12 protein-coding genes and 1 tRNA gene are annotated in these 14473 nt (G+C 36.3%); 12 read left to right on the forward strand and 1 reads right to left on the reverse strand.

The genetic code is table 11. The annotated features are described in order from the left end of the window. The first annotated feature begins 15 nt into the window (after positions 1-15). The 9 genes from AB3I72_RS11615 (at position 16) to AB3I72_RS11655 (ending at position 11312) form a co-directional block, all read left to right on the forward strand. Complete coding sequence (locus AB3I72_RS11615) at positions 16-4767, forward strand: phage tail tape measure protein (RefSeq protein ID WP_368023949.1); 4752 nt, start codon at positions 16-18, stop codon at positions 4765-4767. Continuing rightward, complete coding sequence (locus AB3I72_RS11620; protein WP_002358065.1) at positions 4767-5666, forward strand: phage tail domain-containing protein; 900 nt, start codon at positions 4767-4769, stop codon at positions 5664-5666. Before AB3I72_RS11615 ends, AB3I72_RS11620 begins: the two co-directional genes overlap by 1 nt. Positions 5667-5668: 2 nt before the next feature. Then, positions 5669-6793, forward strand: a complete 1125-nt coding sequence (locus AB3I72_RS11625) for a siphovirus ReqiPepy6 Gp37-like family protein (protein ID WP_002391422.1) — start codon at positions 5669-5671, stop codon at positions 6791-6793. 10 nt (positions 6794-6803) lie between these two features. Then, entirely contained in the window at positions 6804-7859 is a 1056-nt protein-coding gene (locus tag AB3I72_RS11630; RefSeq protein ID WP_174117951.1) for a structural protein, read from the forward strand. Positions 7860-7870: 11 nt separating this feature from the next. Further along, positions 7871-8659 (forward strand): pyocin knob domain-containing protein, encoded by a 789-nt coding sequence (locus AB3I72_RS11635; protein WP_002381464.1) that lies wholly within the window; start codon positions 7871-7873, stop codon positions 8657-8659. Between the two features lie 35 nt (positions 8660-8694). Beyond that, complete coding sequence (locus tag AB3I72_RS11640) at positions 8695-9093, forward strand: holin family protein (protein ID WP_002358058.1); 399 nt, start codon at positions 8695-8697, stop codon at positions 9091-9093. Between the two features lie 53 nt (positions 9094-9146). Further along, entirely contained in the window at positions 9147-10253 is a 1107-nt protein-coding gene (locus AB3I72_RS11645; RefSeq protein ID WP_368023950.1) for an SH3 domain-containing protein, read from the forward strand. A gap of 117 nt (positions 10254-10370) precedes the next feature. Continuing rightward, positions 10371-10922, forward strand: a complete 552-nt coding sequence (locus tag AB3I72_RS11650) for a hypothetical protein (protein ID WP_368023951.1) — start codon at positions 10371-10373, stop codon at positions 10920-10922. 6 nt (positions 10923-10928) lie between these two features. After that, entirely contained in the window at positions 10929-11312 is a 384-nt protein-coding gene (locus AB3I72_RS11655; RefSeq protein ID WP_368023952.1) for a hypothetical protein, read from the forward strand. 179 nt (positions 11313-11491) lie between these two features. On the opposite strand, the gene AB3I72_RS11660 is transcribed toward AB3I72_RS11655, so the two are convergent. Then, complete coding sequence (locus AB3I72_RS11660; protein WP_368023953.1) at positions 11492-11914, reverse strand: hypothetical protein; 423 nt, start codon at positions 11912-11914, stop codon at positions 11492-11494. 751 nt (positions 11915-12665) lie between these two features. Between AB3I72_RS11660 and AB3I72_RS11665 the strand changes: the two genes are divergently transcribed. From AB3I72_RS11665 to AB3I72_RS11675, 3 genes are all read left to right on the forward strand, one after another. After that, positions 12666-12755, forward strand: a tRNA-Ser gene (locus AB3I72_RS11665). An 89-nt stretch (positions 12756-12844) separates the two neighbouring features. After that, complete coding sequence (locus AB3I72_RS11670; RefSeq protein WP_002382470.1) at positions 12845-13096, forward strand: hypothetical protein; 252 nt, start codon at positions 12845-12847, stop codon at positions 13094-13096. 255 nt (positions 13097-13351) lie between these two features. Beyond that, positions 13352-14416, forward strand: coding sequence for an FUSC family protein (locus AB3I72_RS11675; RefSeq protein WP_002384036.1), 1065 nt, complete (start codon positions 13352-13354; stop codon positions 14414-14416). Positions 14417-14473 lie beyond the last annotated feature (57 nt).

The following is a 14473-nucleotide window of genomic DNA, read 5'->3' on the forward strand; positions in this document are numbered from 1 at the left end:
GAAGGAGGTAACTAAATGAGTGGTGGAACGCCGTTAGGAAATATGGTCATTAAGTTGGGCTTGGATAGTTCTGATTTCGGTCGTGGTGCAGCAAATGCTAAAAAAGAAGTTCGTTATTTAGCCAAAGAAATGCAAGCTAATGCAAAAATCGCTGATATGGCGGGCAATCAAATGGGCAAGCTTGGCACTCGTTTTGATGGTTTAACTAAAATCATTGGAGCACAAGAGAAACAAGTTGCTGCGCTGAAAAAAGCTTATGACGAATCTTTTGTAGATGGAAAAGCGACAGAATCCACCAAAAGGCTAGCAACTCAATTGCAAGATGCCAATGGAAAACTAGCAAATTATCGATCTCAATTAATTCAAACAGCTGGTCAGATGGCAGAAATGCAAGTCAAAACCACTGGTGCCACTGGCGCCATTTATAATGCCAGCGAAAAAATGATTTCTAGTGGGCAAAAAATGGAAAAAGTGGGCGGAGCTTTAACAAAAGGTATAACTTTGCCAATTCTTGCTGGGGCTGCAGCAGTAACAACGGCCGCTGTGAAATGGGAATCTGATTTTGCAGGTGTGAAAAAGACCAATGATGAAGTTGTGGATTCGACAGGTAAGGTTGTTTACTCATACAAAGATTTAGAAAATGGTCTTCGTGGACTAGCCAAAGAATTACCTTCAAGTCACACGGAAATTGCAAACGTTGCAGAAGCAGCAGGGCAGTTAGGGATTAAAACTAAAAATGTAGTTGGCTTCACCAAGACAATGATTGACTTAGGCGAGTCAACGAACATGAGCGCAGAAGAAGCAGCAACTGCTTTAGCTCGATTGGCCAACATTACAGGAATGCCACAAACGGAATTTGACAAGTTAGGTTCTGTGATTGTTGATTTAGGGAATAACTTTGCGACAACCGAGTCAGAAATAACCGCAATGGGATTACGTCTTGCTGGTGCTGGTCACCAAGTGGGAATGAGTGAAGCTCAAATCATGGGATTTGCGGCTGCATTGAGTTCGGTTGGTATTGAAGCAGAAGCAGGCGGTTCTGCATTTTCTAAAGTGATGGTTGAAATGCAATTGGCTGTAGAAAATGGAGCCAATGCATTTGCAGGGTTAGAGAGTTTAAGCCAACAAACTGGTGTATCTATGGAACAGGTTTCTAGCGCTGTTAGAAATGGCGGTAAAGAGTTAAAAAACACTGCTGGTGCAATGGGGTTAACTAGCAAAGAATTAAAAACAATGCATAAAGAAGCCACCGATGCATCAGGAAAATTAAATGATTTTGCAGAAGTAGCTGGAATGTCTGCAGAACAATTTTCTAAAGCTTTCAAAGAGGATGCTTCAGGTGCTATTATCAAATTTATTGAAGGGCTAGGAAAAACGAAGGAACACGGACAATCTGCAATTGCTGTTTTAGATGATATGGGGATTACCGAAGTTCGTCTTCGTGACAGTTTGCTACGTGCAGCTGGTGCCAGTGATGTATTTAAAAGTGCTGTAGATCGTGGAACTAAAGCATGGGGAGAAAACACCGCTTTAACAGAAGAAGCTAACAAGCGATACGAAACTACCGAATCTCAATTAAAGATGCTTAAAAATGAAGCAGTGGACGTAGGAATCACGTTTGGTGGTCCTTTAGTAAAAGCATTAAGAGATGCGTTGCAAGCGACTAAACCAATGATCAAAACCGTAACGAATTTAGCGGAATCTTTCTCAAATGCTGATCCTAAAACACAGCAAACAATTGTTAAAATGATTGCATTAACTGCTGCAATGGGGCCTGCTATTAAGTTAACAGGTACTTTAACGAAGGGTGTAGGATTTTTAGGCAAGGGCTTTGTTGAGACAATGGCCGCTATGTCTAAAAAAAGAGCGATTGAAGATGTTACAAAAGCTTTTGCTGAGGGTAGTTCTGTTTCTGTTGGATTCGGAAAAGGCATTGCTTCTTCTGGTTCGGCATTAGGAGGATTGACTGCTAAAATCGGAGGAACCACAACACAAATTGGTTCATTGACTAAAGGGTTTAGTTTATTGAATCCTTGGGTGTTAGGTGCAACTGCAGCGATTGGAGCAGGTGTAGCAGTGTGGAAACTCTGGGGAGAAGAAGCTTGGAATAGTTCCCAACGTGTTAAGCAATGGGGAACTGATGTCGGACGAGAAGTTGACAAAACCTTAAACGGGGTGCAAGACAAAACCAAAGCCGCAAATGGTCAGTTTGGCTTATTAAAAGATGGATTTAATCAATCAGATGCTTCTAAAATGGCAGAAAATTTTGAAGCAGCGGGTCAGTCTCTTGAAAAGTCTTTAAATAAAAAAGTAGATGGATTGAATCAATTATTAAAGCAGTTACCAGGAACCGCTACAGACTCAATGAAAGAAATCATTGAGAATGAGAAAAAACTAAATCAGTCTGCTGTGGAAGAAATCCAATCGAATAATAAGCAAATTCAAGAGATTAGACAAAGGGCTGCAAACGAAAATCGTCAATTGAGTGTTTCTGAAGCTCAAATGATTAGTGATTTATCAAAGAATACTGCGGAAGCTTATGTTAATACTCTGGATGTTTCGGCGGAACAAAAAAGAACTATTTTGAAATCAATGACTGGTGATGTAGCGAATGCTACGAAAGAAGAAGCAGAAATATGGTTAAAATCATTAGGAGAGCAAAGGAATGCATCACAGACTCATGCCGCTAAAATGAAAGAAGAGCAAAAAAAATGGTTGAAAGATTGGGGATATAACCTTGATGGTGAATTTGCTCAGAAGTATCTTGAAGAATGGGATAAAATAAACGAGACTACGACTGAAGGTTTTGATAACCAAATGGCGGCCATTGTTGAGAAATTCCCTGAACTAAAAGATAAAATTCATTTGGCTTCTGGACAAGTGATAAAAGAGAGCGGAAATGCTTCACAATACCTTATTGAAGATAACGAGAAGTTATTGGAGAATGTTACCAAAACAACAAATAAAGTTGCTGAAAATGCTAAGAAGAACGCTGAACAACTTAAATATGTTGGTGATGAAGCAAGTGAATATGGGAAAATGTGGAATAATCTTGTTCTTGATCCAAAAACAGGCGAAGTCAAAACCAATGCGCAAGAAGCAGTTAACGAAGCTGCAAATTCTGAAAAAGGATGGAACCAACTCCTATATGCTTCCAAACATGCCGACCTAAAAAGTAATGCTAAATTAATGATTGCCGAAGCAGCAATTGCTAACGGAAAATGGGACAGCATGACGTTTAAGGAACAACAAGCGCTTTTAGATACAAATGCCAAGAAGACTGTAACTCAGGCATTACAAGCCAACGGAAAATGGGACAAACTTAATTTTGAAGAGAAGAAGGCAATTCTGTATTCTAATACCCCTGAAAAAATGGCTGAAAATATGCTTAATCTTGGACTTTGGGAAGATTACAAGTTACACGACAAAGAAATTAAAGCTGATAACAAAGAGTTTTTAGAAGTGCTTAGTGATTCACAAGAAAAAATTGTCAATTGGTCTAATATACCAGATGATGTTAAAGAATTTTATGCAGATAATCAAGATTTACTGACAAAAATTTATGGATCAGAACGAGCCTTTAATGCTTGGAAAAATTTACCAGATGAAAGCAAATTGCTTTTAGCGAATAACACGGATGTGCTACAAAAGATTCTTTCTTCGGAAACATACCTAACAAATTGGAATAACCTTCCAACAGATCAGAAAAAAATGCTTGCCAATAATGATGATTTATTAACAAAGGTAATGAAGTCAGAAGAAAGTATGAATGCGTGGAAGTCATTACCTGATCCAGTAAAAAAAATGCTTGGTAATAATGAAGATTTAAAAGCAAAAATAGCTGATGGAACATTAAGCGTGCAAACTTATGACCAAATAAAGCCACAATTAAAAAAATTACTCGGAGATGCTTCCAATGTATCGAATCAATCACAGGTAGGTATTCAAAACTTAAATGCATTTAACGCGAACAATCCAGCACAGAAAATACTACGTGGAGATTCTTCAAATGCGCAAGCTGCAGCTCGACAAGGTGGTAATGCATTGAACACCTACAATGCCAACAATCCAGGAACGAAAAACCTGAGAGGAAATGCAGGTGGAGTTGTCGGTGCGGCTTCAAGTGGTAATAGTAGCTTAAATATTTTCGCAGCAAACAATCCAGTTGAAAAACTATTAAGGGCTAATGATCAAGCGAGTGGACCAGCATCTCAAGCGAAAAATGCAGTAAGTGACTTTAATTCTGGCCCTTCGGTAATTACCAAAACTTTAAACGTAGTAGCTAATTTAGGCGCTGGAGTAGCAAAAATTTTAGGACTAGAAACAGGAACCAATAATCATATTGGTGGTCCAGCAATCGTCAACGACCAAAAAGGACGTACTTATAAAGAATTGGTGATTCCTAAAGGTGGCGTGCCTTTCATTCCAGAAGGTAGAAATGTATTCTTACCAGATTTACCAAAAGGATCAAAAGTAATCAAAGCTTCAGAAACAAAGAAACTAATTCCTCATTATGAAAACGGCGTGGGAGTTCCGAGAAACTCTTCAGTTGTTAAAAATCTAATTGCTGTTCAAGATTCACATGAATCAAATGATTTTAGCGAACTTGCTTCTCTAATGCGTGAAATGGTTTCTTACTTGAAAGACGGAAATATTAAAAACATGGAAGTAACACAATATATCACAGGTTCTGACACGAAAACACCGAGAGAAACAGCGATTGAAACAAAACGCCAACTACGTGACTTGGCTAGGGGGTTTAAATAGTGAAACTAGAATTAGTTTATACGAATCAAAATGGGGAGCAACTCGTTTTTAATGAGGAAGCTCCTTATTTTTTGCAAAATGTGGAAGGTTTAGAAGCACCAGAAAATGTCGTGCTAGCAGAAGAAGTATTTGGAGAAGATGGCGCAAAAGTTGTTGGAATCCGCTTAAGCACTCGGAAACCTTTGCTTGAAGGCACTTTAATTGGAAAAACAGAAGAAGAAATTTATCAGTTGCGCCGAGATATGATTCAAAAAATCGATCTAAAACAAACAGGGAAACTAACTCTTAAAGTCTATGACAAGGAGTATGAAACCGACGTATTACCAATCCAAGCGCCTAGTTTCAAATTATACGAGGATAATCCTTATAAGGTTGATGAATGGAACTTATTCTCTTTACAGTTTGAAGCATTCGATTCTTATTTCCGAGATGTATCGTTTTATAACTCACTGGTTCCTTTGGCAACATTAAAGCCAACGCTTATTTTTCCAATGGTTTTTGTTCAAGGCGAGAAGCATACATTTGGGCGCTTTGAATCAGGAAATATCGAAAAGATTGTAAACAATGGCGATGTACAGGTTGGAGCAGTTTTTCATATGAAATGTGTAACAACCGTAACTGATCCGCAGATTTACGATGTGACAAAACAAACCTTCTTTGGATTTAAAGGAACCTTTGAACCTGGAACAAGATTCGAACTTTCAACGGTACGTGGAAATTTGTATGCGAAAAAAATTGTTAATGGTGTAGAAACTAATGCTGTTCCAGAACGTATGGAGGGCAGTAGTTTCTTTCGATTATCTAAAGGAGATAACTATTTACAACTAAAAGCGGCCAACAATTCTCAAAATGGAATTACATGTGAAATGCAATTTACACCATTGGTTAGCGGGGTGTAGCTATGGATTTTATGCCATTGCCTTTTGTAGAGGTATTTCGAAGAAAGTCTGGATTTGATTATGAGTCAACAGCAGTTCTGGACATATGGAAATCAATGAGTGTTAAAGAAAACTTCAAGTCAGCCAATACTTTTGAGACGGTTGTTCTTTTAAAGTACATGCCAAAAGAATTAATGGACGAAGACACAGTGCTATTAATTAATAATTGCTTTTACTATATTGATTCTATTATTTGCGATGATTTGAGCAGTGGATTAATTACAATTTCTGGGAAGTCTCTTTTTGCAAAATCTGGTAAGAGAATTGTTTATCGAATTTACAATCAAACAAAAAGACCAGAGCTGATTTGCTACGATCACTTACGTAACGAAGTGGTCTCTCCGTCAGATGCAAAAAGAAAAATAAGTTATTTATCTGTCGAACAACCGCCAGCAATCACTAGTTCAAACATTAGTTATCAAAATAGTTATGGGAATGTTGAAGAAGAGATAGAGGGACTGTGTGAAAGTTACAATTTTGGTTTTGACGAAATTCCTATCTCGAATGGGCGTATTGGTTCAACATCAAACGGCCAAGTTGGAACAAATATTCGTTTTAGAAAAAGTGAAGATGTTTCCGGTGTAGTTCAATTTAGTGCAGAGTTTGAAAATGTTACTAATGAATCATTAGAAAAGAACAACTATGATGAAGCGACTACAGCCCTTATTTATGGAGAAGGCGAAGGAAAAGCTCGTAAGCATACTCAAGTAAATAACAATTTGAGTGGCCTCGAACGAAAAGAAATATACGTCGATGCTCGTGACTTACAACAGACTGTTGATGATGTAAAAATGCCAGATGCACAATATATTGCCACATTGCAATCAAGAGGAAAAGAAAAATTAACTGAACAACCAAGAGTTTTGGCATTGAATGGGACTATCAATTTGAATGATAGTCTTTTTGTTTATGGTCGAGATTATAAATTGGGGGATCGAGTAAAACGTATTTCTTCTTTTGGCTATTCAGATACAGTGGTTCTAAATTCTGTAACGCAAACCTGGGATGAGAAGGGGTACCATATTGACGGTGAATTCGGTAACCAAAGTAAAACAATTATTGATGTAATCAAGAGAAAAGGAAAGTAGGTGGTTATTTTTGGCGGAATTAAGTTTATTTTATGATGCCGTTTTGCAAGATGATGGCACATATGATCGTGCTTATACATCGGCAGACTGGGCAAAATACTTTGAAAATATCTTTCGCAATGGCGTCATGATGTCAGTCGGTGAAGCATTAAGAGTGACTGCAGCTGATTCTGTTGGAATGAGAATTGTTGTAAAAGCAGGTTCAGCAAGCTTAAAAGGTTATCAATATATAAATACGTCTGCTTTTGCAGTACCAATTGACGTTGCTTCTTCAACACAAGATCGAACAGATTCAATTGTTGTTCGTCATGACATGAACGCTAGACAAGCTTATGTAGCCGTAAAAAAAGGCAACGTGACAGTCGAACGCACGCCAGATGTATTTGAAATTCAGCTGGCCACTGTCAGAGTACCAAGGAACAGTTCGGCGATTACTGCAGATTTAATCACAGATAAGAGATCAGATGCAAAAGTTTGTGGTTATTCAACACCTTTTGCCAATGTTTCTGTATCAGGATTAGAAGCACAATATGAAGCAATGCTAAAAAAAATTGTAGAAACCAACAAGACAAGTTATGAAAAAATCCTAAATGATTTTAAAAACTACGTTGCAAAAGCACAAACCGATATGGATTCTAATATTGAAGAGATAATCCATACAGGAAATGGAAAAGTAAATGCTTTTGATGTTTTGATTCATGAATGGTTTGCGGCTTTAAAAAATGAGCTAGATGCTAATCAAGCATCAAATCTACAGAATCAAATCAATGAAATGAAGGCTACTGAAGAACTGCCGACTATAGTGCATGATTTACGCGGCTATCCTAGTGTACAAGTTTTGTATTGGGAATACGGTATTGGCCTATCAGGGCTAGCTAATGAGCCAACAGGTCTAGGTGGTAGCAATGTGAAAAAGATTCCTCACAGTGTAGAATATCTTGATTTATTCAGCTTTAAAGTTAAAGTACCAATGAACTTTAAACTGGTAAATCCAACAGTAACCAAAATAGATAATAGAACTATTCGTTTTATTGAAGCATACAAAGTTATAGAAATTAGGTATTAAGGAGGAAAAGAATGTATACATTTAAAAAAGGTGATGCAGACTATCAAGTCATGCTGAACGAAAACTTTAGCGAAATAACGGATGCTTTAGAAAATGGCGCACTGGTTTCTAAGAAAACCGTTATTAAGGCACAGGACTGGGATGAAATTTTAGACAAAGGAATTTACACCGTCTTCGGTGCTTCTGGCGCAAATAGACCTTATTCGGGTGCAGCTTATGGTGCTTTAGTTGTTTATGCTGATAATACATTTGTAAGTCAAACGTATATGTATAAAGGTGAAACATACACCCGTAGCAGACAAGGGAGCCCTGCCACGTGGACACCATGGAATAAACTTCTTTCAGATAATGAACAACCATTTGAAGTCTATTTTGGAAGAGCAGAGGATAGTAGCGATGTCAATACAGGTTTCCAGTATCCTATCGGCAGTATCGTTGCTACTGATAAATATCATAAACCAGAAGATTTACCATTTTCGATTAGTGCTGATAAAAAGAAATTAACTTTTACTAAAACAACAACGATTCATGTTAGTGGTTCAGCGAAGTTTCATGGAAACTCTTCTGGAACAGATTATGCTTATTTTAAAATATTTTGGGGCGCTTCTAATGATCACATGATTCAATACGGTACTCCGACAAACACAGCAATCAATGTGTCAACAACGATTGGGGGAGAAAAAACTCTAACAATCAAAGCTGGGGATTCACTAAGATTTGAATTAGAGAGTCGACCAAACAAAAGTTTATTTAGAACACAGATTGCTTCATTATCTATCAAAGAAGTGAAAAGTATCTAATATGTTTCAAGTAGACATAAGTGGGAGGTGAGTTAGTGGAAAAATATTTTAACCACCTATCAATTGCAGCAAGTATTGTAGGTGGTATTTGCGTTAGCTTTCTTGGGGGAATGGATCAGTTGCTAGATGTTTTGTTATTTTTGATGATTGTTGATTTTGTAACAGGTTGGCTTAAAGCAATCGCTACTAAATCACTATCAAGCAAAATAGGTATGTTGGGAATCGCCAAAAAAGTAATGATTTTATTTGTAGTGGCAGTTTCTGTGAAAGTTGAAAGTATTGTAGGGAATAATATTCCTATTAGAGAAATGGTGATTATTTTTTATATCGCAAATGAGGGCATTTCATTTTGCGAGAATGTATTGGAGTTCATTCCTTTGCCAGAAAAATTAAAGGATTATTTTATTCAGTTGAGAAATAAAGATAAGAATTGAAGCGGCTTGTGTCGTTTCTTTTTTTGTTTAAAAAATAGGAAAGAGGTTTTTAAATGAAAAAAACTGTTAAATTATTAGTTGCTGTCGGAATGTCGTTAAGTTTTATGTTGCCGATTGGTGTGAATGCATACCAAATGGAGCAAGACCCTATTAATTTTGGTGGGTACTTTCCAGGGTATGCTACCAATGAATTAATTGTCTTACATGAGTCAGGTAATGGGAACAATGTTGGTCCAAACAGTCTAGATAACGAAACGGCCTATATGAAGCGGAACTGGACGAGCGCCTATGTTTCATATTTTGTCGGTTCTGGTGGTCGAGTGAAACAATTAGCGCCAGCTGGCCAAATCCAGTGGGGTGCAGGTGCAACAGCGAATGCAAAAGCATATGCACAAATCGAACTCGCTCGAACGAATAATAAAGAAACATTCAAAAAGGACTATGCCGCATATGTAAATTTGATTCGTGATTTAGCTACACAGATTGGTGCAACATTTGACTTAGACGACGGCACAGGATACGGAATCGTAACACATGATTGGATTACTAAAAATTGGTGGGGCGATCATACTGATCCATACGGATATTTAGCACAGTGGGGAATTAGCAAAGCGCAACTTGCACAAGATTTACAAACAGGGTTGCCAGAGGACGGTAGTGAAGTTATTGTGAATCCTGGTAAGCCCAATAAACCTAAATACAAAGTTGGGCAGCACGTTCGCTTCACAACAATCTACAAAAATCCAGATGCACCAATCAACGAGCATATAAACGCTAGCACACTTTGGACGCAGGTTGGAACCATTACGCAAAAACTAAATGGCCGTAAAAATCTATATCGGATTGAAAATAGTGGTAAATTGTTAGGTTATGCCAATGATGGCGATGTTGCGGAATTGTGGGAAAGTAGCAAGCCGATACCTGCAAAAACATTCACTATCGGCGTGAATGAAGGGATTGTTCTTCGAAACGGTGCGCCGAGCTTGTCAGCGCCTGTTTACGGCGTGTGGCCAAAGGGTTCTCAATTTAAATATGATTCCGTTCGGGTAGCAGATGGCTATGTTTTCTTAGGTGGCTCTGATGTGAACGGAACACGCATTTATATTCCTGTTGGCCCAAATGATGACAACCCATCGAATACCTGGGGAACTGGATATTAAGAGTAACTTTCTTTGAGTCGCCTTAGTTAAGGCGACTCTTCTCTTTAAAAAAAAGTATTGAAGTAATCTTTCCGACATGATATGCTTTTATCTAGCGATGATTAGGAGTGGATGGTGTTGAGTAAGTTTAAATATGACGAGTTAAGCGTGAGCAATGGGAAAATTATATTAACAATAATATCAGGTGTTTCCTTAGCAGTTAATTCATTTACTGCAGTAAGCATTAGCGGTCTACTTATTTCATCAGCTACATATTATATTTCGAACGCTTTAGCTTTTTATTCGGTGGATCCAAAAAGTGAAGCAGGATTAAAGAGAAGAGCAAACATATTAAATACTTATGCATGGCTGGGCACAGCTCTTTTTATTTGTTTTTTAATAAGCAACAGCTTAAAATGGGATATAGTAGAAAGTATATTGACATTTTTCTCTAGGGTTGTAGTTTTTTGTAGTTCACCTATAGCGGGTTACTTTGCTTTAAAAGATGATGAAGATCATAAAGCACCTTCTATAAAAGAAATGAAAAGGCACACTGCTCAAAAGATTGAGCAAGATAATAAGAAAAAAAAGTTTGCAAAACGTGATCGGAATGTTAAAATGAATAGAGAGACAAAAGAATTTGTTTTAGAAAAAGAAGATAAGAAGATAAGAAGAAATAGAAGGGAGTAGATTTTGATGGAATTCTATGTAGTTTTAGTTTTATCGATTTTAATCTATCTATTTGTTCTTACCAGAAAAACACATTTAATGTTCAAACAAGAGCGAATTAAATTAAATTATTTTTTCTCTTTATTAGTAATGTTTTTTATCTTTAAAGTACACATAAAGATTGCATGGGAAGGTAAAGATGATAAAAGGTTTATACTATTTGTATGTAAACAATTTTTACTAAGATATGACTTAGCATTAGTTATGTTAGTAGAGGTAGTTAAACATCAACTTGAATTCGCTATTTCAGAAAATAAAGTTAAACAAAAAACAAAAACAGATCGATGGTTTAAGTCTAGAACATTTAGGGAAAAATATATTGATATTTTAGAAGATGAGTGTTTTGCTTAGACTATAATTAGTGTGTTACTTAGAATGTATTTGAAACACTCCACTTTAATGGATGAGTGTTTTTTAGGACCACTAGCTTAGTTGATTATATATCCATTGGGTCACAGGTTTGAATTCCGTATGGACCATACAGAAAGCCTACTTCTCATTCTTGAGAGGTAGGCTTATTTTTTGTGCAATTATTTAGGTTCACGAATGATATAAATCATGTCGCCGTCAACAAATTCTTTTTCGTTATGCTCAAAGTCTTCGCCGTCGTATTGCTCAAGATATTCAACGTCTTTTTCAGTTACGTTCAAGCCGCAATGTTCAGCAACTTCTTTTTCATTTTCGTAAGTAGTCCCATAGACGTTCATTCCTGAATCAATCATTTCGATAATTTTTTCTTTTGTCATTTTAATATCCCCTTTATTTTCAATTTGTTGTTCTTGTAGTGCTAATGTAGTTAATCTCACACCAATTTCAATACTAGATTTTCCAATCTCGGAAAAATTATTTTTTAACTTTGATAAGCGAGATTGTGCAACTCCTGTTTCTTTGTTTATGAAGTATTGAGAGCGGTTTTCTAACAGCCACTCAATTTTATCAGTATCAACAATCATGAAAAAACCTCCTTATCGTTTCATTACATACCAAATTAGCGCGATGAAACCAATCCAACCTATAAGAGCCTTCCAGTCGAACTTAATTCGTTCCATTTCAATAGTAGTTGTTTTACCTTTTCGCCATACTTTTTTATCGCCTATTTTCATAATAATCACGAATGTGCTATAATTATCATAGAAGCAAGGGAGAGTTAATCTCCCCAGCTAAACTTGATTGAGAATTTGAAGAACAGTAAGTTGATTTCTAAGGTCATTTCTGTTTTTCGAGTTCTCTTTTTTCTATGTCGTCCGCACATCTTTTGCTCCTTCCTTCAGTATTTGTAAGCCATTAACTAACTTACATACTTATTATATCTCTATAGAGATATAAAGTCAACAGGTTTTCCAAAGAAATTTAAACTTTTTTATTTTTGAAAATAAGAACAAATGTAAAAGCTCTACTTATCAATCACGGGAAGTAGGGCTTTTTTTGTTTCTTCGGTATAATTTATATATCTATTCGCTTGCCTTTTTTAATTTTTTGATGTAGATTTTATCTTGTTGTTATAGTCTATTTTGCTAATTTGAATTAAAATGATATTACGCAAACCCTTGTGAGTTCTAGTCTGTCTAAATATGGTGTTGCAGAAAAATTACACCGTGAAACTAAATAATTTAGTTAGATAGAGCCTAGAATCCTTGTTGTGTAAGGGTCTAGGCTTTTTATCTATTGATTCATTACATGTTCATTTGTAGATGGAATGTAGAGGGAGGATTACCCAAGTTTGGCTGAAGGGGACGGTCTCGAAAACCGTTAGGCGAGTAACATCGTGCAAGGGTTCGAATCCCTTATCCTCCGTACCGAGAAGCAGTTGAGTTATTCGTTGCAAATAAAACGACAGAGACGTACACTTAAAGTAGAAAAATACTTAAGAAGAGGTGTCTATTATGTCAAACTATGAAGAAAAAGAAGCGCAAGCATTAGCAAAAATTGCCGACGTTTTGAACAAATTGGATGCAAGTTTAGAAGAGTTGGGCTCGCTAGATGAGGATACAAAAAAACATAGTATGAAGAAATGGATTGTTGAAAAAAAAGCCATTCATGAGATTAAAAAAATTGCACACGAAGCTGGTAAGTATGACAAGTATGATGAAAAAGAATTAGAAAAAGAAATGGATCTGTTGGAAAAGTTTATGTAAAAAAGCGCTAGCTTTTGTTCAACAGTTATTTAATTTTGAGTCTAGAATTAATCGTTTTGATTTTTTCTAGGCTTATTTTTTATGAAGTAAGCAAATCGTATCGGGAGAGGTATTGAATTAAGAAATAAAGCATGTATTGATTCAGAAAAAAAGTTGTAGTAAAATGTTCGTCACAACTACTTTTCTTATGATTTCATAGAAGGAAAAGTTGGAATAATGAATTGAGAAGAGTCGATTTTTAGGAGATGATTTTAGGTGACTTTTTATCAATTATTGCAGTTAGATCCATTTATTTTAAAACAAAAAATTCATCAAGCGGACACTAAAAAACAGCGGAGATATTTTTGGCGCGCCTTGTTAATAAGGGATATCTTATTAGTTTCGTTTGCGATTTTATGGGTGTCGACGATTACTTTTTTCTTTGGAAAAGCTGTAGCGCCTTTTTCAATTGTATTATTTTGTTTGCTGTTGAGTATCCGTTTCGTCTCATATGGCTACAGGGAAAAACAGGCCTTGCTTAGTTTAGGAATCGTGTTAACAATTCTAGGTGTTAGTCCATTAATTTCACTGATTTCTGTATCATTTTTACAATTGGGCCTTCATTTTATCTGCTTGCTGGCATTGTTTTTCTTAACTGGTAAAAACCCTAAAATGGGTAATCCTGGCTTGTATACGTTCTCCTACTTATATTTAGTTGGCACGGTTCACTATCAATCGTTTCAGCAATTAGAACAAACTTTCTTTGTATTAGTGTTTGCTTATCTACTTTTAGCTTTTGTTTATCATGTGAAACATAAAAAATTGGATCAAGAGATTACTTTTATACAGATGGTTACAGAAAATGGTTTTTTTAATCAAAGAAATATTTGGTTTGGTTATTACGCTTTAGGCATTAGCTTATTACTTTTTATAGGAACGCACCTTCAGATTGACCGCTTTATGTGGGCAACATTTGCTAGTTCGTCATTATTTTCTGGGTATAATACGTTTAAATTGTCTGAACGAGCAAAAGAACGAATAATAGGGGTCGTTATTGGTTCTCTAGTATCGGCTATCTTGTTATTTTATATACCAACGAACCTACTTGGTATTTTAGGAGGACTTTGTTTAGGCTTATGCACATCTTATAAAAGTAAAACGATTTTCAATTGTGTTGGTGCTATCATGGCAGCTTCTATGATATTTGGGCTAGAAACAAGTCTTTACTTAAGAATTTTGTTAAATATGTTGGGGCTAGCTTACGGTTTGCTTTATCATTTTGTCTTTGTAAAAACTATGTCCTATTGCAATCGCAAGCAGTGGCTGAAATTTTCTGAATGAGTAGATTGTATATGTAGAGAGAAAGGACTATTGTCCCACTCTCAAAAAGATGAAATA

Source organism: Enterococcus sp. GC34 (genome assembly GCF_040886645.1).
GTDB lineage: Bacteria > Bacillota > Bacilli > Lactobacillales > Enterococcaceae > Enterococcus > Enterococcus faecalis.